The sequence below is a fragment of the Aeromonas sp. 603757 genome (assembly GCF_049171255.1).
Lineage (GTDB): Bacteria > Pseudomonadota > Gammaproteobacteria > Enterobacterales > Aeromonadaceae > Aeromonas > Aeromonas veronii_A.
On the sequence record NZ_JAAKOE010000031.1, the window covers coordinates 1 to 18,769 of the forward strand.

At 55.1% G+C, this 18,769-nt stretch carries 18 protein-coding genes and 1 tRNA gene; all 19 read right to left on the reverse strand.

Annotation, left to right across the window (positions count from 1 at the left end; genetic code table 11):
* A partial coding sequence (locus tag G5332_RS19945) for a GTP-binding protein (protein WP_234887766.1) occupies positions 1-125 on the reverse strand: 125 nt, incomplete at its 3' end.
* Between the two features lie 54 nt (positions 126-179).
* Positions 180-2,285 (reverse strand): elongation factor G, encoded by a 2,106-nt coding sequence (gene fusA, locus G5332_RS19950; protein ID WP_021229318.1) that lies wholly within the window; start codon positions 2,283-2,285, stop codon positions 180-182.
* 75 nt (positions 2,286-2,360) lie between these two features.
* Positions 2,361-2,831, reverse strand: a complete 471-nt coding sequence (rpsG, locus tag G5332_RS19955) for a 30S ribosomal protein S7 (protein ID WP_005339911.1) — start codon at positions 2,829-2,831, stop codon at positions 2,361-2,363.
* Between the two features lie 93 nt (positions 2,832-2,924).
* Positions 2,925-3,299: a 30S ribosomal protein S12 gene (gene rpsL, locus G5332_RS19960; RefSeq protein ID WP_005306278.1), complete on the reverse strand. Its 375-nt coding sequence runs from the start codon at positions 3,297-3,299 to the stop codon at positions 2,925-2,927.
* Positions 3,300-3,481: 182 nt separating this feature from the next.
* Complete coding sequence (gene tusB, locus G5332_RS19965; protein WP_005339909.1) at positions 3,482-3,760, reverse strand: sulfurtransferase complex subunit TusB; 279 nt, start codon at positions 3,758-3,760, stop codon at positions 3,482-3,484.
* Positions 3,761-3,767: 7 nt separating this feature from the next.
* Positions 3,768-4,127: a sulfurtransferase complex subunit TusC gene (gene tusC / locus G5332_RS19970; protein WP_421259626.1), complete on the reverse strand. Its 360-nt coding sequence runs from the start codon at positions 4,125-4,127 to the stop codon at positions 3,768-3,770.
* An 8-nt stretch (positions 4,128-4,135) separates the two neighbouring features.
* On the reverse strand, positions 4,136-4,528 hold the full coding sequence (gene tusD, locus G5332_RS19975; RefSeq protein WP_227341806.1) for a sulfurtransferase complex subunit TusD: 393 nt from the start codon (positions 4,526-4,528) through the stop codon (positions 4,136-4,138).
* A gap of 84 nt (positions 4,529-4,612) precedes the next feature.
* Positions 4,613-4,993 (reverse strand): RidA family protein, encoded by a 381-nt coding sequence (locus G5332_RS19980; RefSeq protein ID WP_227341805.1) that lies wholly within the window; start codon positions 4,991-4,993, stop codon positions 4,613-4,615.
* A gap of 24 nt (positions 4,994-5,017) precedes the next feature.
* Positions 5,018-5,734, reverse strand: a complete 717-nt coding sequence (locus tag G5332_RS19985; RefSeq protein WP_064338927.1) for a helix-turn-helix transcriptional regulator — start codon at positions 5,732-5,734, stop codon at positions 5,018-5,020.
* Positions 5,735-5,928: 194 nt separating this feature from the next.
* Positions 5,929-10,233, reverse strand: coding sequence for a DNA-directed RNA polymerase subunit beta' (gene rpoC / locus G5332_RS19990; RefSeq protein WP_100647045.1), 4,305 nt, complete (start codon positions 10,231-10,233; stop codon positions 5,929-5,931).
* Positions 10,234-10,324: 91 nt separating this feature from the next.
* Entirely contained in the window at positions 10,325-14,353 is a 4,029-nt protein-coding gene (rpoB, locus tag G5332_RS19995) for a DNA-directed RNA polymerase subunit beta (RefSeq protein WP_421173225.1), read from the reverse strand.
* Positions 14,354-14,577: 224 nt separating this feature from the next.
* Positions 14,578-14,940: a 50S ribosomal protein L7/L12 gene (gene rplL / locus G5332_RS20000; RefSeq protein ID WP_005341840.1), complete on the reverse strand. Its 363-nt coding sequence runs from the start codon at positions 14,938-14,940 to the stop codon at positions 14,578-14,580.
* A gap of 51 nt (positions 14,941-14,991) precedes the next feature.
* Positions 14,992-15,492 (reverse strand): 50S ribosomal protein L10, encoded by a 501-nt coding sequence (gene rplJ / locus G5332_RS20005; RefSeq protein ID WP_216952230.1) that lies wholly within the window; start codon positions 15,490-15,492, stop codon positions 14,992-14,994.
* Positions 15,493-15,748: 256 nt separating this feature from the next.
* Positions 15,749-16,450 carry a 50S ribosomal protein L1 gene (rplA, locus tag G5332_RS20010; protein ID WP_005339888.1) on the reverse strand — a complete coding sequence of 234 codons (702 nt, stop codon included), beginning with the start codon at positions 16,448-16,450 and terminating at the stop codon, positions 15,749-15,751.
* Positions 16,451-16,454: 4 nt separating this feature from the next.
* Complete coding sequence (gene rplK, locus G5332_RS20015) at positions 16,455-16,883, reverse strand: 50S ribosomal protein L11 (RefSeq protein WP_026456244.1); 429 nt, start codon at positions 16,881-16,883, stop codon at positions 16,455-16,457.
* Between the two features lie 134 nt (positions 16,884-17,017).
* Complete coding sequence (gene nusG / locus G5332_RS20020) at positions 17,018-17,545, reverse strand: transcription termination/antitermination protein NusG (protein WP_019840195.1); 528 nt, start codon at positions 17,543-17,545, stop codon at positions 17,018-17,020.
* 33 nt (positions 17,546-17,578) lie between these two features.
* Positions 17,579-17,950 (reverse strand): preprotein translocase subunit SecE, encoded by a 372-nt coding sequence (secE, locus tag G5332_RS20025; RefSeq protein WP_005341843.1) that lies wholly within the window; start codon positions 17,948-17,950, stop codon positions 17,579-17,581.
* Between the two features lie 60 nt (positions 17,951-18,010).
* Positions 18,011-18,087 (reverse strand) — tRNA-Trp (locus G5332_RS20030).
* 53 nt (positions 18,088-18,140) lie between these two features.
* Positions 18,141-18,769 (reverse strand): EF-Tu/IF-2/RF-3 family GTPase (locus tag G5332_RS20035; protein ID WP_421173227.1); only part of this gene is annotated, 629 nt, incomplete at its 5' end.

Below are 18,769 nucleotides of genomic sequence, written 5' to 3' on the forward strand. Positions count from 1 at the left end.
CCACCGAAGTGCTTGGCCAGCACGTTGGTGATAGCTGCAGTCAGGGTGGTTTTACCGTGGTCAACGTGGCCGATGGTGCCGACGTTTACGTGCGGTTTATTACGCTCAAATTTTTCTTTAGACACGACGTAGTCCTTCTAGGTTAAACCCGCCTACCGTCGTAGGCGGGGAATCTTAAATTACTTGGATTTGCGCTCTTCGATCACGGCTTGTGCAACGTTGGTCGGTGCATCGTGATACTTGGCGAATTCCATGGCGTAGGAAGCGCGACCCTGGGTAGCGGAACGCAGTGCAGTTGCATAACCGAACATTTCGGCCAGCGGCACCAGAGCACGCACGATCTTGCCGGACGGGCCATCTTCCATACCTTCGATCAGGCCACGACGACGGTTCAGGTCACCGATAACGTCGCCCATGTAATCTTCCGGAGTTTCAACTTCTACTTTCATGATCGGTTCGAGCAGAACCGGGTTGGCTTTCATGAAGCCAGCCTTAAAGGCCATGGAAGCAGCGATTTTGAACGCCAGTTCGGAAGAGTCGACATCGTGGTAAGAACCGAAGTGCAGACGCACACCCAGATCCATAACCGGGTAACCAGCCAGCGGACCAGATTTGAGCTGCTCACGGATACCTTTATCAACACCCGGGATGAATTCACCAGGAATGACACCACCTTTGATGTCGTTGACGAATTCGTAGGCTTTGCCTTCTTCCAGCGGGTACATGTCGATAACAACATGACCGTACTGACCGCGACCACCAGACTGCTTGGCATGCTTGCCTTCGATGTCTTTAACGGTGGTACGGATGGTTTCACGGTAGGCAACCTGCGGCTTACCTACGTTGGCTTCAACCTTGAACTCGCGACGCATACGGTCAACGATGATGTCCAGGTGCAGCTCACCCATACCAGCGATGATGGTTTGACCTGACTCTTCGTCAGTCCATACGCGGAAGGACGGATCTTCCTGAGCCAGACGGCCCAGAGCCAGACCCATCTTCTCCTGGTCAGCCTTGGTTTTCGGCTCAACCGCGATAGAAATTACCGGCTCCGGGAATTCCATACGCTCGAGGATAATCGGTGCGTTCGGGTCACACAGGGTGTCACCAGTGGTCACGTCTTTCAGACCGATAGCAGCAGCGATGTCACCAGCGCGTACTTCTTTGATCTCTTCACGCTTGTTGGCATGCATCTGAACGATACGGCCAAAACGCTCGCGCTTGTCCTTGACGGAGTTCAGCACGGTGTCACCGGAGTTGATCACGCCAGAGTAGACACGGAAGAAGGTCAGGTTACCAACGAACGGGTCGGTAGCGATCTTGAACGCCAGAGCAGAGAACGGCTCGTCATCAGAAGCGTGACGCTCGTCTTTGGTCTCGCCGTCCATTTTCAGGCCGTCGATAGCAGCAACGTCGGTCGGAGCCGGCAGGTACTCGATCACGGCATCCAGCATTGCCTGTACGCCCTTGTTCTTGAACGCGGAGCCACAGGTTACCAGGATGATTTCGTTGTTCAGCACGCGCTGACGCAGAGCACCTTTGATCTCTTCCTCGGTCAGCTCTTCGCCGCCCAGGTATTTTTCCATCAGGTCTTCAGACGCTTCAGCAGCGGCTTCAACCAGATTCATGCGCATTTCTTGCGCCTGTTCCAGCAACTCGGCCGGGACGTCTTCGTAATCGAAGGATACGCCCTGATCAGCTTCATTCCAGTTGATGGCTTTCATCTTGACCAGGTCAACAACGCCCTTGAAGTTCTCTTCAGAGCCGATGTTCAGCTGAAGGGGAACCGGAGTACCTTTCAGACGGGTCTTGATGTGCTCAACGCAGCGCAGGAAGTTGGCGCCGGTACGGTCCATCTTGTTGACGAACGCGATACGGGGAACCTTGTACTTGTTAGCCTGACGCCATACGGTTTCAGACTGTGGCTGTACGCCACCTACGGCACAGTACACCATCACGGCACCGTCCAGAACACGCATTGAACGCTCTACTTCGATAGTAAAGTCAACGTGGCCCGGGGTATCGATGATGTTGATACGGTGCGGTTGGAACTGTTTACCCATACCGGACCAGAAAGCGGTGGTCGCGGCGGAGGTGATGGTGATACCACGCTCTTGTTCCTGTTCCATCCAGTCCATGGTGGCAGCGCCATCGTGAACTTCACCGATCTTGTGACTTACACCGGTGTAAAACAGTACGCGCTCGGTAGTAGTAGTCTTACCGGCGTCAATGTGAGCGGAGATACCGATGTTACGATAACGCTCAATGGGGGTTGTACGAGCCATTGTCATCCTCTTACTAAGGCGCTTGTCCCTAGATAATTAAAGGTGCGCAGAGTCAAAAGACCCTGCGCAAGCGGATTACCAGCGGAAGTGAGCGAAGGCTTTGTTCGCTTCAGCCATACGGTGAACGTCTTCACGTTTCTTGACAGACGAACCCTTATTGTCAGCGGCATCCAGCAGCTCGCCAGCCAGACGCTGAGCCATTGATTTTTCACCACGTTTACGAGCGGCATCAACCAACCAGCGCATTGCCAGGGCATTGCGACGTACCGGACGAACTTCTACCGGCACCTGATAGGTTGCACCACCGACGCGACGAGATTTAACCTCGACCGCCGGACGAATGTTATCCAGAGCTTCTTCGAATACGGCCAGGTGCTCTTTGCCAGATTTGGTGGCAATGATGTCCAGGGCGCCATAAACAATGGCTTCTGCAACAGATTTCTTACCGTCAACCATTACTACGTTGACAAATTTAGCCAGCAGCTCTGATCCGAACTTGGGATCTGGCAGGATTTTACGCTGACCAACAACACGACGTCTTGGCATTTCAAATTCTCCGTAACTTCAGGGATTACCCAAAACTAGAAAGCTATCTAACTAGAAACGAATTAACGTTTGGCCTTACTTAACGGAGAACCATTAAGCTTTAGGACGCTTCACGCCATACTTGGAGCGAGCCTGCTTACGGTCTTTAACACCGGCACAGTCCAACGCACCACGAACGGTGTGATAACGAACACCTGGCAAGTCTTTTACACGACCGCCACGGATCAGAACAACAGAGTGCTCTTGCAGGTTGTGACCTTCACCGCCGATGTAGGAGGTGACTTCGAAGCCGTTGGTCAGACGTACACGGCACACTTTACGCAGTGCAGAGTTAGGCTTCTTCGGGGTGGTGGTATATACACGAGTGCATACGCCACGCTTCTGAGGGCACGCTTCCAGCGCCGGCACGTTGCTTTTCACAACGAGCTTGATGCGTGGCTTGCGAACCAACTGGTTAATAGTTGCCATCAAAAGGCTCCTGATAATGACTTCATAAACGTGTGGAAAATCCTCCCCGCAGATACGGGGACGCGAAATTTTATGCCCTGTTGTCTGGGGAGTCAAGATTTATACAATTTGCGCCACAAAAGGGCAATTCGGATCCGTTTGATTTCACGATATCACCTTGAATTTTCTTGGAAATGTGCTTCTCAGCCACCCCAGGTGCGCGGGGAACCTTTTTGCGCAATCAGTGCCACCAGACCCGCCATATCGAGCACATTACCCACCCGATGCTGCAAACCGCGAGCTTGCAGATCTTCCTGCATCACATAAAGCGGGATACCCGCCAGCCGCGCGCTCCACTGGGGAGCCGATGCCGCAATCACGGCATCCTGCATCAGTACCAGCTCATCCTCGGGCTGAAGGTATGAGAGCGCCTCTGCCAGAGCCTGACTCTGAAAGGGAGAGTTCAATATCAGATGCAACATGGAGACCTCAAAAGCTGATGTGAGTCGAACATTGTGCCCAGCGCCGAGCCAGTTCCTGGCGCGGCAGACTCTCGACGGGGATCAGCAGATCATCCACTGCCACGCCACGCTCTGCCAGCGAGTCAGCACAAACATAGACCTCTTCGATGTCGTAGAGTTCCAGCATCTTGAAGGTGGGCGCGTAGTGGCGCTGCAAAATGGCGGCAGGCTGCTGTTCCTTGAGCAGTTGCAACACACCGTCCCCAATCAGGAAGAGGGCCAGCTCATCGGTCATGGCCGAGGTGGCCAGCAAGGCATCCAGTCCTTCCCGGCCGGCGGCATGGCCATGGGGACCACGACTGCAGATAAAGGCGATTTTCTTGCTCATGACTCCCCCTAGAACTGAACCAGCCGATCGGTGGTGAGCGCCGCCTCGGCCAACTGGCCCAGACCGCTCAGGCAAAATGGCGCTTGCAGATTGAAGTGCTCCAGCCCTGCCCCCTTGGCTTCCTGTTCATCGAGCACACCGCGCCGCATGGCGGCGGCGACACAGACGTCGATACCGATCCCCTGCTCTTCCGCCAGCTCTCGCCATAGACGCACCAGGTCAGTCTCATCGGATGCAGGCAGATGCAAACCGTTGCCGTTGCAGACCCCGTCCTGATAGAAGAACAGGTGGGACAAGGTATGCCCCTGTGCCAACAAGGTGCGGGCAAAACGATAGGCGGTGCTGGCCGACTGGGTGCCATAGGCAGGCCCCGTGACCAGGATGGCAAAACTCAGACTCATAGCAGGACTCCTGTGCTGACCCGGTCCATTTTACGCCAAAAACAAAAAAGCCCCTGCCAGGAGGGGCTTGATTCGATCTGTTGATCAGAGATGGGCAATCGCCTCGACCTCGACCAGCACATCTTTCGGCAGACGGGCCACCTCTACGCAGGAGCGAGCTGGCGCCGCATCGCCAAAGTAACGGGCATAGACCTGATTGAAGGCAACGAAGTTGTTCATGTCGCTCAGGAAGCAGGTGGTTTTGACCACTTTGCTGGCATCGGCACCCGCAGCGTGCAACACGGCAATCAGATTCTTCATCACCCGCTCGGCCTGCTCTTCAATGCCGCCAGCCACGATTTCCATGGTGGCAGGATCGAGCGGGATCTGCCCGGAGGTGAAGATCATCTCGCCAACCTTGGTAGCCTGAACATACGGACCAATCGCGGCAGGCGCCTTGTCGGTTGCAATCACTTCTTTAGCCATTCATCTATCCCCTTCTGGAATGAGTTACTCGTTCTCGTCTTCACCCTGCTTGCGCTGTCGGATGTAAAGATAAACGGTATGTTTTGAAATATTGAGTTTGTCCGCCACCAGATTGATCGAATCCTTGATGTCAAAAATGCCCTTCTCGAACAGCTGGGTCACGATGAAGCGATTCTTGGCATTGTTGGCCACGGTGGGATCGCGATTGATCTCGTCGATGGTGTTATCCACCGTCTGGGCAACCAGCTCTTCCACGCTGTTGGCAAAGGTCTCTGGTGACTGGCGCGCCGCCTGCTGGGGCGTCGGGAAAAATTCGGCCACGAACTCGTGGAAAGGCGCATTGATGTGCAGGTTGATGCAGATAAGCCCCACCACTTGTCGCTCGCGGTTGCGAATGGCGATGGTGCTCGACTTCATCAGCGCGCCGGTACGGCTGCGAGCGAAATAGCTCTGGGTGTAATCCTGGCCGGTGCTCTCGATGTCTTTGAGCATGCGCAGGGCGAGATCGGTGATGGGCGCCCCGAGGGTGCGTCCGGTATTGAAGCCGTTGGCGATCTTGATCACCGACTCGTGCAGATTTTCCAGGGAGTGGAGTACCACTTCACAATGCTTGCCGAACAGCTCGGCCAAACCATCGATGAGCCCATCGTATGAGCGCAACAATTCCCTGTCTTCATCTGTAAAAGTGCGGCTGATCAGCTGTTCTTCGGGAAGCATGGCTTCCTCGATACCGACAGTCATGTTCTACCCCTGTAATAACCATTCAACTTTCCCGAGTGTTAAATTGCAGGGGAGCAAAGTCAACTTTTTTTGATTTTTTACTCTACAACTTTGCTCTGGATCATCCTGAAACCCGCGCTGCGTCTACCTTTGCCGAGGAATTGGCCAACAAAAAGGGCTCCTTGAAGGAGCCCTTTTCAATCACGGATGACGAGTTACTCTTCGTCGAAGCTACCGGCTGCGTTCAGCAGATCCGCCAGGTTCTGCTCCGCTTCATCAGCGGTCACCTGCGGGGTGCCAACAGCACGAGCTGCGGCAGCACGCTGGTTGATCCGGCTGTGGTGGTAGGCAAAGCCGGTACCAGCCGGGATCAGACGACCCACGATGACGTTCTCTTTCAGACCACGCAGTTCATCACGCTTGCCACCTACGGCGGCTTCGGTCAGAACGCGAGTGGTTTCCTGGAAGGAAGCCGCGGAGATGAAGGACTCGGTGCTCAGAGATGCCTTGGTAATACCCATCAGTACATGACGGTAGGTCGCAGGGGTCTTGCCCTCGGCAACCAGCTTACGGTTGGCAATCTTCACACGAGCCACTTCAACCTGTTCGCCTTCGATCAGATCGGTATCGCCAGCGCTCAGGATCTCGCACTTGCGCAGCATCTGACGAACGATGACTTCGATGTGCTTGTCGTTGATCTTAACGCCTTGCAGACGGTAAACGTCCTGCACTTCGTTGGCGATGTAGTTGGCGACCGGGCTGATACCGCGCAGACGCAGGATGTCGTGAGCAGACTCAGGACCGTCCGCCAGCACTTCACCCTTCTCAACTTTTTCACCTTCGAACACGTTCAGGTTACGCCACTTCGGAATCATCTCTTCGTAGACGTTGCCACCATCGGTCGGGGTGATGACCAGACGGCGTTTGCCCTTGGTCTCTTTCCCGAAGGAGATGGTACCGGAGATCTCGGCCAGAATTGCCGGTTCCTTCGGTTGACGTGCTTCGAACAGATCCGCAACGCGCGGCAGACCACCGGTGATGTCCTTGGTACCGCCGGACTCTTGCGGGATACGCGCTACCGCGTCACCCACGCCCACATTGGCACCATCTTCCAGGTTCACGATCGCCTTGCCCGGCAGGAAGTACTGGGCGGCTACATCGGTACCCGGGATCATCACGTCTTTGCCGTTCAGGTCGACCAGTTTAACGGTCGGACGCATCTCTTTACCGGCGCTCGGACGCTCGTTGACGTCCAGAACAACGATAGAAGAGAGACCGGTCAGCTCGTCGGTCTGACGAGTGATGGTCACGCCATCGATCATGTGTTCGAACTGCAGGCGACCAGCCACTTCGGTGATGATCGGGTGGGTGTGCGGATCCCAGTTGGCAACGGTCTCGCCAGCGCTCACGGCCTGGCCGTCCTTCACTTCCAGCACGGAACCGTAAGGCAGCTTGTGGCTTTCCTTGGTACGGCCCATGTCGTCCATGATGGTCAGTTCGGTAGAACGTGAGGTGATAACCAGTTTGTCATCGCTGTTGTGAACGAACTTGGCGTTCTGCAGCTTGATGGTACCGGTGTTCTTGACCTGGATGCTGCTTTCAGCAGCGGCACGAGATGCAGCACCACCGATGTGGAAAGTACGCATCGTCAGCTGAGTACCCGGTTCACCGATGGACTGGGCGGCGATAACACCGACAGCCTCACCCTTGTTAACCAGGTGACCACGGGCCAGATCACGGCCGTAGCAGTGAGCACAGTTACCGAAGTCAGTTTCACAGGTGATGGCAGAACGAACCTTCACACGGTCAACGGAGTTACGCTCCAGCAGGTCACACAGCTGCTCGTCGAGCAGGGTGTTGCGAGCAACCAGGATCTCGTCCTCGGTACCCGGCTTGATGACATCTTCTGCCACCACACGACCCAATACGCGCTCACGCAGCGGCTCGACCACGTCGCCACCCTCGATCAGCGGAGTCATCCACAGACCGTCGGTAGTGCCGCAATCGTCCTCGGTGATCACCATGTCTTGCGCCACGTCTACCAGACGACGAGTCAGGTAACCGGAGTTCGCAGTCTTCAGTGCAGTATCCGCCAGACCCTTACGAGCACCGTGGGTAGAGATAAAGTACTGCAGTACGTTCAGGCCTTCGCGGAAGTTCGCGATGATCGGAGTCTCGATGATGGAGCCATCCGGCTTGGCCATCAGGCCACGCATACCGGCCAGCTGACGGATCTGAGCGGCGGAACCACGCGCACCAGAGTCAGCCATCATAAAGATGCTGTTGAACGAGGCCTGCTCTTCTTCTTCACCCAGCGAGTTGACGTTACGCTCTTTGGACAAGTTCTCCATCATGGCCTTGGAGACGCGCTCGTTGGCGCTGGCCCAGATATCGATAACCTTGTTGTAACGTTCGCCCGCAGTTACCAGACCGGACAGGAACTGGTCCTGGATCTCGGCAACTTCGGCTTCGGCAGACGCGATGATGTCTTTCTTGGCATCCGGGATGACCATGTCATCGATACCAACGGAAGCACCGGACAGCGCCGCGTAGTGGAAACCGGTATACATCAGCTGGTCAGCGAAGATAACGGTGTCCTTCAGCCCCTGCTTGCGATAGCAGGTGTTCAGCAGACGGGAGATGAGCTTTTTGCCCAGCGCCTTGTTGGATACGCATTTGATCCAGTTCTGCGGATTGGCTTCCAGATCGGCCTGCTCGGCAGCAGTCAGCACCTTCGGCTCGTCGATCAGGGCGTATTCCATACCTTTCGGCAGGATCAGGCTCAGGATCGCACGACCAACGGTGGTGTTCTTCATCTCGGTCTTGGCAACCAGCTCACCGGCTTCGTTCTTCACGTACTCGGTGATGCGGCACTTGACGCGAGCATGCAGGTCGGCCAGACCAGCACGGTACACTTTCTCGGCCTCTTTCGGGCCGGACAGCACCATACCTTCACCCTTCGCATTGATGCGGGCGCGGGTCATGTAGTACAGACCCAAGACCACGTCCTGAGAAGGAACGATGATCGGCTCACCGGAGGCTGGCGACAGGATGTTGTTGGTAGACATCATCAGCGCACGCGCTTCCAGCTGGGCTTCCAAGGTCAGCGGTACGTGAACCGCCATCTGGTCACCATCGAAGTCCGCGTTATACGCAGCACAAACGAGCGGGTGCAGCTGGATTGCCTTGCCTTCGACCAGAGTCGGTTCGAATGCCTGGATACCCAGACGGTGCAGAGTCGGTGCACGGTTCAGCAGAACCGGATGTTCGCGGATCACTTCGTCCAGGATATCCCAAACGACAGCTTCTTCGCGCTCCACCATCTTCTTGGCGGCCTTGATAGTGGTCGCCAGACCGCGGGTTTCCAGCTTGCCATAGATGAACGGCTTGAACAGTTCCAGCGCCATCTTCTTCGGCAGACCGCACTGATGCAGACGCAGAGTCGGGCCTACGGTGATAACGGAACGACCGGAGTAGTCGACACGCTTACCGAGCAGGTTCTGACGGAAACGACCCTGCTTACCCTTGATCATGTCGGCCAGGGATTTCAGCGGGCGCTTGTTGGAACCGGTGATGGCACGACCGCGACGGCCGTTATCCAGCAGCGCATCGACGGACTCTTGCAGCATACGCTTTTCGTTGCGCACGATGATGTCCGGAGCAGCCAGATCCAGCAGACGCTTCAAGCGGTTGTTACGGTTGATCACGCGACGGTACAGATCGTTCAGATCGGAAGTCGCGAAACGGCCGCCGTCCAGCGGTACCAGCGGACGCAGGTCCGGCGGCAGCACAGGCAGCACTGTCATGATCATCCACTCCGGCTTGTTGCCGGACTGCAGGAAAGCTTCCATCAGCTTCAGACGCTTGGTGGTCTTCTTGCGTTTGGTCTCGGAGTTGGTTTGATCCAGCTCCTCACGCATCGCTTTGACTTCACCTTCCAGATCGATGGCGCGCAGCAATGCTAGGATTGCTTCGGCACCCATCTTGGCGTCAAATTCGTCGCCCCACTCTTCCAGCGCATCCAGGTACTGCTCTTCGGAGAGCATCTGGCTGCGTTCGAGGTTGGTCATGCCCGGCTCGATAACTACGAAAGATTCGAAGTAGAGCACGCGTTCGATGTCGCGCAGGGTCATGTCCAGAAGCAGACCGATACGGGACGGCAGGGACTTCAGGAACCAGATGTGGGCAGTCGGGCTGGCCAGCTCGATGTGGCCCATACGCTCACGACGGACCTTGGTCTGGGTCACTTCAACGCCGCACTTCTCACAGATCACACCACGGTGTTTCAGGCGCTTGTACTTGCCGCACAGACACTCGTAGTCCTTCACCGGTCCGAAGATACGGGCGCAGAACAGACCATCACGCTCCGGCTTGAAAGTCCGGTAGTTGATGGTCTCAGGCTTTTTGACCTCACCGAATGACCAGGAGCGGATCATGTCAGGAGAGGCCAGACCGATCTTGATACTGTCAAACTCTTCGGTCTTGGTCTGAGCCTTCAAAAACTTGAGTAAGTCTTTCACGTGTTTCCCCTGTCAGGAGTCTAACCTCGGCGCCCCGGCTGCCAAAACAGCGGGGCGCCCACGTCAATTCTCGAACAATAAGAGCGAGCTCTTACTCTTCGTCCAGCTCGATGTTGATACCCAGAGAGCGGATTTCCTTCAGCAATACGTTGAAGGATTCGGGCATGCCCGGCTCCATACGGTGGTCGCCATCCACGATGTTCTTGTACATCTTGGTACGGCCATTCACATCGTCAGACTTGACGGTCAGCATCTCCTGCAGGGTATATGCCGCACCGTAAGCCTCCAGGGCCCACACTTCCATCTCACCGAAACGCTGACCACCGAACTGAGCCTTACCACCCAGCGGCTGCTGGGTAACCAGGCTGTAAGAACCGGTAGAACGCGCGTGCATCTTGTCGTCGACCAGGTGGTTCAGCTTGAGCATGTACATGTAACCAACGGTTACTTTACGCTCGAAGCGGTTACCGGTACGGCCATCGAACAGATCAATCTGACCGGACTCCGGCAGATCGGCCAGCTTCAGCAGGGCTTTGATTTCGCGCTCTTTGGCACCATCAAACACTGGAGTAGCAACCGGCAGACCCTTACGCAGGTTACCCACCAGGGTACGTACGTCGTCGTCAGACAGTTCGGCGATGTTCACTTGCTGGGTGTCCTTCTCGCCCAGGTCATAGACCTGTTGCAGGAAGTTGCGCATCTCGTGCAGCTCGCGCTGCTCTTTGACCATGCGATCGATCTTCTCGCCGATACCCTTGGCCGCAAGGCCCAAGTGCACTTCGAGGATCTGACCGATGTTCATACGGGATGGTACGCCCAACGGGTTCAGTACGATGTCGACCGGACGGCCGAACTCGTCATGAGGCATATCCTCGACCGGACAGATCTTGGAGATAACACCCTTGTTACCGTGACGGCCCGCCATCTTGTCACCCGGCTGGATGCGACGCTTGACTGCCAGATAAACCTTGACGATTTTCAGTACGCCCGGCGCCAGATCATCACCCTGGATAATCTTGCGACGCTTGTTCTCGAATTTCTTGTCGAACTCGGCTTTCAGCTCAACGTGCTGTTCAGCGATCTGTTCCAGTTCGGTCTGCTTGCCTTCGTCTTCGATGGCCAGTTCAAACCACTTGGAGCGATCGAGCTTGTTCAGACGATCTTCGCTGTAACCGGCGGCCAGCAGCAGGTTGCGGGAGCGGCCGAAAATGCCGTCTTCCAGGATCTTGAACTCTTCGGTCAAGTCCTTCTTCGCTTCCTTCAGCTGCATCTCTTCGATTTCTTTGGCACGCTTGTCTTTTTCCACGCCATCGCGGGTAAAGACTTGCACGTCAACCACGGTACCGTACACACCGTTCGGTACACGCAGGGAGGAGTCCTTCACATCGGACGCCTTCTCACCGAAGATGGCGCGCAGCAGCTTCTCTTCCGGCGTCAGCTGGGTTTCACCTTTCGGGGTTACCTTACCGACCAGAATATCGCCGCCCTTCACTTCGGCACCCACGTAGACGATACCGGACTCGTCCAGCTTGGACAGAGCGGCTTCACCCACGTTCGGGATGTCAGCAGTGATCTCTTCCGGACCCAGCTTGGTGTCACGGGAGATACAGGCCAGTTCCTGGATATGGATGGTGGTCAGGCGATCTTCCTGAACAACACGCTCGTTCACCAGGATCGAGTCTTCGAAGTTGTAACCGTTCCACGGCATGAACGCGACGCGCATGTTCTGACCCAGCGCCAGTTCCCCCAGGTCGGTGGACGGGCCGTCAGCCAGTACGTCGCCAGCCATGACCGGCTCACCCAACATCACGCAAGGACGCTGGTTGATACAGGTGTTCTGGTTGGAACGGGTGTATTTGGTCAGGTTGTAGATGTCGATACCGGCTTCGCCTGGCATCAGCTCATCTTCATTGACCTTCAGGACGATACGGGAGGCATCGACATAGTCGATTACGCCGCCACGCTTGGCCACTACGGTTACACCGGAGTCAACGGCCACAGCGCGTTCCATACCGGTACCTACCAGCGGCTTGTCAGCACGCAGAGTCGGTACAGCCTGACGTTGCATGTTTGAACCCATCAATGCGCGGTTCGCGTCATCGTGTTCCAGGAACGGGATCAGAGCCGCTGCCACAGATACGATCTGCTGCGGGCTCACGTCCATATACTGGATCTGGTCGGCGTTCATAAAGGTGGATTCACCTTTGTGACGGCACGGGATCAATTCATCTTTCAGACGGCCATCTTCGGTGGTCGCGGCGTTAGCCTGTGCGATCACGTACTTGCCTTCTTCAATAGCAGACAGGTAGTCCACTTCGTCGGTGATCACACCGTCAATGACCTTGCGGTACGGGGTCTCGAGGAAACCGTACTCGTTGGTACGAGAGTACACGGACAGAGAGTTGATCAGACCGATGTTCGGACCTTCAGGAGTCTCGATAGGGCACAGACGACCGTAGTGGGTCGGGTGTACGTCTCGGACTTCAAAGCCGGCACGCTCACGAGTCAAACCGCCCGGGCCCAGCGCAGAGATACGGCGCTTGTGGGTCACTTCGGAGAGCGGGTTGTTCTGGTCCATAAACTGGGACAGCTGGCTGGAACCAAAGAACTCTTTGACTGCGGCGGAGATCGGCTTGGCGTTGATCAGATCCTGCGGCATCAGGGTGTCCAGGTCGCCCAGGGAGAGACGCTCCTTGACCGCACGCTCGACACGCACCAGACCGACGCGGAACTGGTTTTCAGCCATTTCACCGACAGAACGGATACGACGGTTACCCAGGTGGTCGATATCGTCCACTTCGTCGTTACCGTTACGGATGTCGATCAGGCGCTTCATTACATCGACGATATCGTCTTTGGTCAGTACGCCAGCGCCAGTCTCGTCTTCACGACCCAGACGGCGGTTGAACTTCATCCGACCTACGGTAGACAGGTCGTAACGCTCGGCAGAGAAGAACAGGTTTTCGAACAGCTGCTCTGCTGCTTCACGTGTCGGCGGCTCGCCCGGACGCATCATGCGGTAGATTTCTACCAGCGCTTCCAGACGGTTGGTGCTGGAATCGACGCGCAGGGTCTCGGACATGTAGGCACCGTGATCCAGTTCGTTGGTGAACAGAACCTCGAAATGCTTGAAGCCGGCCTGGGACAGGTTGGCAATCGCTTCCAGACTCAGCGCCTGGTTGGCTGCCACTACCAGTTCGCCAGTTTGCGGATGTGCGTAGTCCTTGGCTGCAACTTTGCCAACAACGTACTCAACCGGTACCTCAATCTGGGTAACGGCGTCTTTTTCCAACTGACGGATGTGACGGGCAGTCACACGACGACCGGTTTCAACAACCACGGCACCATTGGCCACGATGTCGAAGGTCGCAGTTTCGCCACGCAGGCGCTCCGGCACCAGATCCATCATCAACTTGCCATCTTTGACCTCGAAACCGATGGTTTCGAAGAAGGTGGCCAGGATTTGTTCGGAAGTGAAGTCCAGGGCGCGCAGAATAATGGATGCCGGCAGTTTGCGACGACGGTCGATACGGACAAACAGGTTGTCTTTCGCATCGAACTCGAAGTCCAGCCAGGAGCCACGGTAGGGGATAACGCGAGCGTTATACAGCACCTTACCGGATGAATGTGTTTTGCCTTTATCGTGGTCGAAGAAGACGCCCGGGCTGCGGTGCAGCTGGGAAACGATAACCCGCTCGGTACCATTGATAACAAAGGTGCCGTTCTCGGTCATGAGCGGAATTTCGCCCATGTATACTTCTTGTTCCTTGATGTCTTTGACGGTGCCGGCAGCTGCTTCACGGTCGTACAGAACCATACGAAGCTTGACACGCAGCGGCGCGGAGTAGGTCACTCCACGGATCTGGCATTCTTTTACGTCAAATACCGGCTCACCCAGGCGATAGCTGACATACTGAAGCTCAGCACTACCGGAGTAACTGGTGATCGGGAAAACGCTACGGAAAGCGGCCTCTAGGCCATATTCACCTTCCGGGTCAGCCTCGATGAACTGCTTGAAGGAGTCCAGCTGAATGGACAACAGATAAGGCGTGTCCAGTACCTGGTCTCGCTTACCGAAGTCCTTACGAATGCGTTTTTTTTCGGTATAAGAGTAAACCATAGGGTTCCTCAGCTCGCTGATAAGTGACCCACTCTGTCCCGCGGGACAGCTCTGTCTCAACACCGTTTTGTGTTGGCCCGGACGAAAGAAGACAGTCCGGATTGCTGGTGCACCGAGAGTCGTAAACGGTGTGAAATGCTCTCAGTCTACAGCGCAAAAAGGCTGGTGAACAAAAATTCACCAGCCCTAGCCTGTTTTATCAGGCTAATCTACATAAATGCAGATTATTTGATCTCAACAGAAGCACCGGCAGCTTCCAGCTCTTTCTTCAGAGCTTCAGCTTCGTCTTTGGAGACGGCTTCTTTCAGGTTAGCCGGAGCAGCTTCTACCAGATCTTTGGCTTCTTTCAGGCCCAGACCGGTAGCGCCACGAACGGCTTTGATGACGGCAACTTTGTTGGCACCGGCAGCAGTCAGAACTACGTCGAACTCGGTCTTCTCTTCTACTGCTTCAGCGGCCGGACCGGCAGCAACAGCAACAGCGGCAGAAACACCGAATTTCTCTTCCATAGCTTCGATCAGCTCAACAACTTCCATTACGGACATGGAAGCAACGGCTTCGATGATTTGGTCTTTAGTGATAGACATGACAAAAATTCCTGATGTTGAATAAACTCAAACAGCCTAAATAGGCGAGAATCAAGCAGCAGCTTGCTTCTGATCACGCACAGCAGCGATGGTACGAACCAGCTTGCCAGCAGAGGCTTCTTTCATAGTAGCCATCAACTTCGCAATTGCTTCGTCGTAGGTCGGCAGCGTGGCCAGACGATCAATTTGTGCTGCGGCGATAAACTCACCGTTAAAAGCGCCAGCCTTGATTTCGAACTTTTGGTTCGCTTTGGCAAACTCTTTGAACAGACGAGCAGCAGCGCCCGGGTGTTCGTTAGAGAAAGCAATCAAGGTAGGACCGGTAAATGCGTCGTTCAGGCACTCGTATTCGGTACCTTCTACCGCGCGACGCAGCAGGGTGTTACGCACAACGCGCATGTACACACCGGCTTCACGAGCGGTTTTACGCAGGACGGTCATCTTGTCTACAGTGACACCGCGAGAATCGGCAACAACTGCAGAAAGAGCGCCTTTGGCAGCTTCGTTGACTTCAGCAACAATTGCCTTTTTGTCTTCGAGTCCCAATGCCATTGGCTTAACTCCTGGATTGAATCCGGGTCAAATGACCCAGTACTGACACATCCCCCCTACCTTTACAACAGAGGGGAACGATGCGGTAGCAGGATTCCAGAAGAGAAAGAATCTTTCTCGCTGGGTTTCCGGCACCGTCTACGCAGGAAACATTAAGGCTTTACAGCCTCCTGCGGTCTTGGACGGAGGTCGAAACCCCCAACCAATCAAGGCGCAAAATTATAGATTAAATTTTGCGCCTTGTAAAACCCATCAATTAGGCCTGAGCTTCCAGAGAAGCTTGGTCTACGGCAACACCGGCACCCATGGTGGTGGAGATGCTGACTTTCTTGATGAATTGACCTTTGGCGGAAGAGGGCTTGCCTTTTTTCAGGGCAACCAGCAGAGCTTCCAAGTTTTCTTTCAGCTGAACTTCGTTGAAAGAAACCTTACCCAGAGTGGTATGGATGATACCATTCTTGTCGTTACGGTAACGAACCTGACCAGCCTTGGCGTTCTTGACAGCTTCGGCAACGTTAGGAGTTACAGTACCAACTTTCGGGTTCGGCATCAGGCCGCGCGGGCCCAGGATTTGACCCAGTTGACCAACAACGCGCATGGCATCCGGGGATGCGATAACTACGTCGAAGTTCATCTCGCCTTTCTTAACCAGATCGGCCAGGTCATCCATACCTACCAGGTCAGCACCGGCAGCTTTAGCTGCTTCGGCATTGGCACCTTGGGTAAATACGGCAACGCGTACATCACGACCGGTACCGTGCGGCAGTACAGTAGCACCACGTACGTTCTGGTCAGATTTACGAGCGTCGATACCCAGGTTGACAGCAACGTCAACGCTTTCAACGAACTTGGCGGTAGCCAGTTCTTTCAGCAGGGCAATGGCTTCGTTGATGGAGTACTCTTTGGTACCGTCAACTTTTTCGCGAATAACGCGCATACGCTTGGAAAGTTTAGCCATTGTCTTAATCCTCCACTACCAGACCCATGGAACGAGCGGAGCCTGCGATGCAACGTACTTTTGCATCCAGATCGGCACCGGTCATATCCGGTTCTTTGGTCTTGGCGATTTCTTGCAGCTGGGCTACGGTCACCTTACCAACCTTGTCTTTGTTCGGCTTGGCAGAACCAGACTTGATGCCAGCAGCTTTCTTCAGCAGGAAGGAAGCAGGCGGAGTCTTGGTTTCGAAGGTGAAGGAACGGTCGCTGTAAACGGTGATCACGACCGGGGTCGGTGAACCTTTTTCCAGCTTTTCTGTACGAGCGTTGAACGCCTTACAGAATTCCATGATGTTAACACCGTGTTGACCCAGTGCAGGACCAACGGGAGGAGACGGGTTGGCTGCACCAGCAGCAACCTGCAGCTTGATATAAGCTGTGACTTTCTTAGCCATTAGGAAATTACCTCAAAAATGGGTTCTAGCGCCTCGGAGACATGCTCCTGCAAACGGCTCCCCAACTAATAAAGGGGCAGCGAATTATAGAGATATTCGCTGCCCCTGACAACTGTTGAGTGAACAGAAATCAATCAGCCCTTTTCGACCTGACCGAAATCCAGCTCAACGGGAGTAGAACGACCGAAGATCAGTACAGAAACCTTCACGCGGCTCTTCTCGTAGTCCACCTCTTCAACGGTTCCATTGAAGTCGGCAAACGGACCATCGGCAACCCGCACCATTTCACCCGGTTCAAACAGGGTTTTCGGACGCGGCTTGTCGTGGGCATCCTGCAGACGGTTCAGGATGGCATCGGCCTCTTTGTCGGAGATCGGTGCCGGACGGTCGGAAGTACCGCCGATGAAGCCCATGACGCGCGGTACGTTACGCACCAGGTGCCATGTGGTTTCATCCATGATCATCTGAACCAGGACATAGCCCGGGAAAAACTTGCGCTCACTCTTGCGCTTCTGGCCTGCACGCATCTCGACCACTTCTTCGGTCGGGACCAGTACTTCACCGAACATGTCTTCCATGCCATGCATCTTGATATGCTCGCGCAGGGATTTGGCGACACGGCCTTCATAGCCGGAAAACGCCTGCACGACATACCATCTCATACGCTGTTCACGTTGTTCAGTCATGGCTTATCCTTACACACCGGTAATCAGGTTGACCAACCAGACCAAGGCGCCGTCCAGAACGAACAGCAGCAGCCCCATCACGGCGGTCACCGCCAGCACAATCAGGGTTGTCTGAATGGCTTCCTGACGGGTTGGCCATACGACCTTGCGGACTTCCAGGCGAGACTCACGGGCGAATGCCAGTGTTGCCTTCCCTTTGGTGGTTTGCAGGGCTACTGCACCGGCAGCAGCGATGACAATGACCACACCCAAGGCGCGGACGGCAGCAATAACATCGCTCAGTAGATAATTACCTACTACAGCGGCCACCAGGATAATGAAAACCAGGCCCCAAAGCAGGGTATCCTTGCTTCCGCCCTGGTTCTCAGAACTAACACTCATACAACCCACCTGTATCTGACGTAACCAAAGACACAAAAGCCCCGTACGAGACGAGGTATATGGCAGGGGCGGCAGGACTCGAACCCGCAACCATCGGTTTTGGAGACCGCTGTTCTACCAATTCGAACTACGCCCCTGCATAAGAAAGCCCCTATTATAGGGGCTTTGCTTTATTTATGTAAGCCAAAGATTAAGCGATAACTTTAGCTACAACACCAGCACCTACGGTACGGCCACCTTCACGGATAGCGAAACGCAGGCCGTCGTCCATTGCGATCGGTGCAATCAGGGTAACAACCATCTTGATGTTGTCGCCCGGCATTACCATCTCTACGCCTTCCGGCAGTTCGATGGTACCGGTCACGTCGGTAGTACGGAAGTAGAACTGCGGACGGTAGCCTTTGAAGAACGGGGTATGACGACCACCTTCTTCTTTGGACAGCACGTACACTTCAGATTCAAACTTGGTGTGCGGCTTGATGGTGCCCGGCTTGGCCAGTACCTGACCACGCTCTACGTCTTCACGCTTCACGCCACGCAGCAGTGCACCGATGTTCTCGCCTGCACGACCTTCGTCCAGCAGCTTACGGAACATTTCAACGCCGGTACAGGTGGTCTTGGTGGTATCTTTGATACCAACGATTTCCACTTCTTCACCAACTTTAACGATACCGCGCTCTACACGACCGGTAACTACAGTACCACGGCCAGCGATAGAGAATACGTCTTCGATCGGCATCAAGAACGGCTGGTCAATCGCACGCTCCGGCTCCGGAATGTAGCTGTCCAGGTGGCCAGCCAGTTCCAGGATCTTCTCTT

Coding starts and splice junctions, on each gene's coding strand:
- tusC (WP_421259626.1), bottom strand. CDS start 4,127: ATGAGCAAGAAAATCGCCTTTATCTGCAGTCGTGGTCCCCATGGCCAT.
- G5332_RS19985 (WP_064338927.1), bottom strand. CDS start 5,734: ATGACTGTCGGTATCGAGGAAGCCATGCTTCCCGAAGAACAGCTGATC.
- rpsG (WP_005339911.1), bottom strand. CDS start 2,831: ATGCCAAGACGTCGTGTTGTTGGTCAGCGTAAAATCCTGCCAGATCCC.
- tusB (WP_005339909.1), bottom strand. CDS start 3,760: ATGTTGCATCTGATATTGAACTCTCCCTTTCAGAGTCAGGCTCTGGCA.
- rplJ (WP_216952230.1), bottom strand. CDS start 15,492: ATGGCATTGGGACTCGAAGACAAAAAGGCAATTGTTGCTGAAGTCAAC.
- secE (WP_005341843.1), bottom strand. CDS start 17,950: ATGAGTGTTAGTTCTGAGAACCAGGGCGGAAGCAAGGATACCCTGCTT.
- G5332_RS19980 (WP_227341805.1), bottom strand. CDS start 4,993: ATGGCTAAAGAAGTGATTGCAACCGACAAGGCGCCTGCCGCGATTGGT.
- nusG (WP_019840195.1), bottom strand. CDS start 17,545: ATGAGATGGTATGTCGTGCAGGCGTTTTCCGGCTATGAAGGCCGTGTC.
- rplA (WP_005339888.1), bottom strand. CDS start 16,450: ATGGCTAAACTTTCCAAGCGTATGCGCGTTATTCGCGAAAAAGTTGAC.
- rplK (WP_026456244.1), bottom strand. CDS start 16,883: ATGGCTAAGAAAGTCACAGCTTATATCAAGCTGCAGGTTGCTGCTGGT.
- rpsL (WP_005306278.1), bottom strand. CDS start 3,299: ATGGCAACTATTAACCAGTTGGTTCGCAAGCCACGCATCAAGCTCGTT.
- rpoB (WP_421173225.1), bottom strand. CDS start 14,353: ATGGTTTACTCTTATACCGAAAAAAAACGCATTCGTAAGGACTTCGGT.
- fusA (WP_021229318.1), bottom strand. CDS start 2,285: ATGGCTCGTACAACCCCCATTGAGCGTTATCGTAACATCGGTATCTCC.
- rplL (WP_005341840.1), bottom strand. CDS start 14,940: ATGTCTATCACTAAAGACCAAATCATCGAAGCCGTTGCTTCCATGTCC.
- tusD (WP_227341806.1), bottom strand. CDS start 4,528: ATGAGTCTGAGTTTTGCCATCCTGGTCACGGGGCCTGCCTATGGCACC.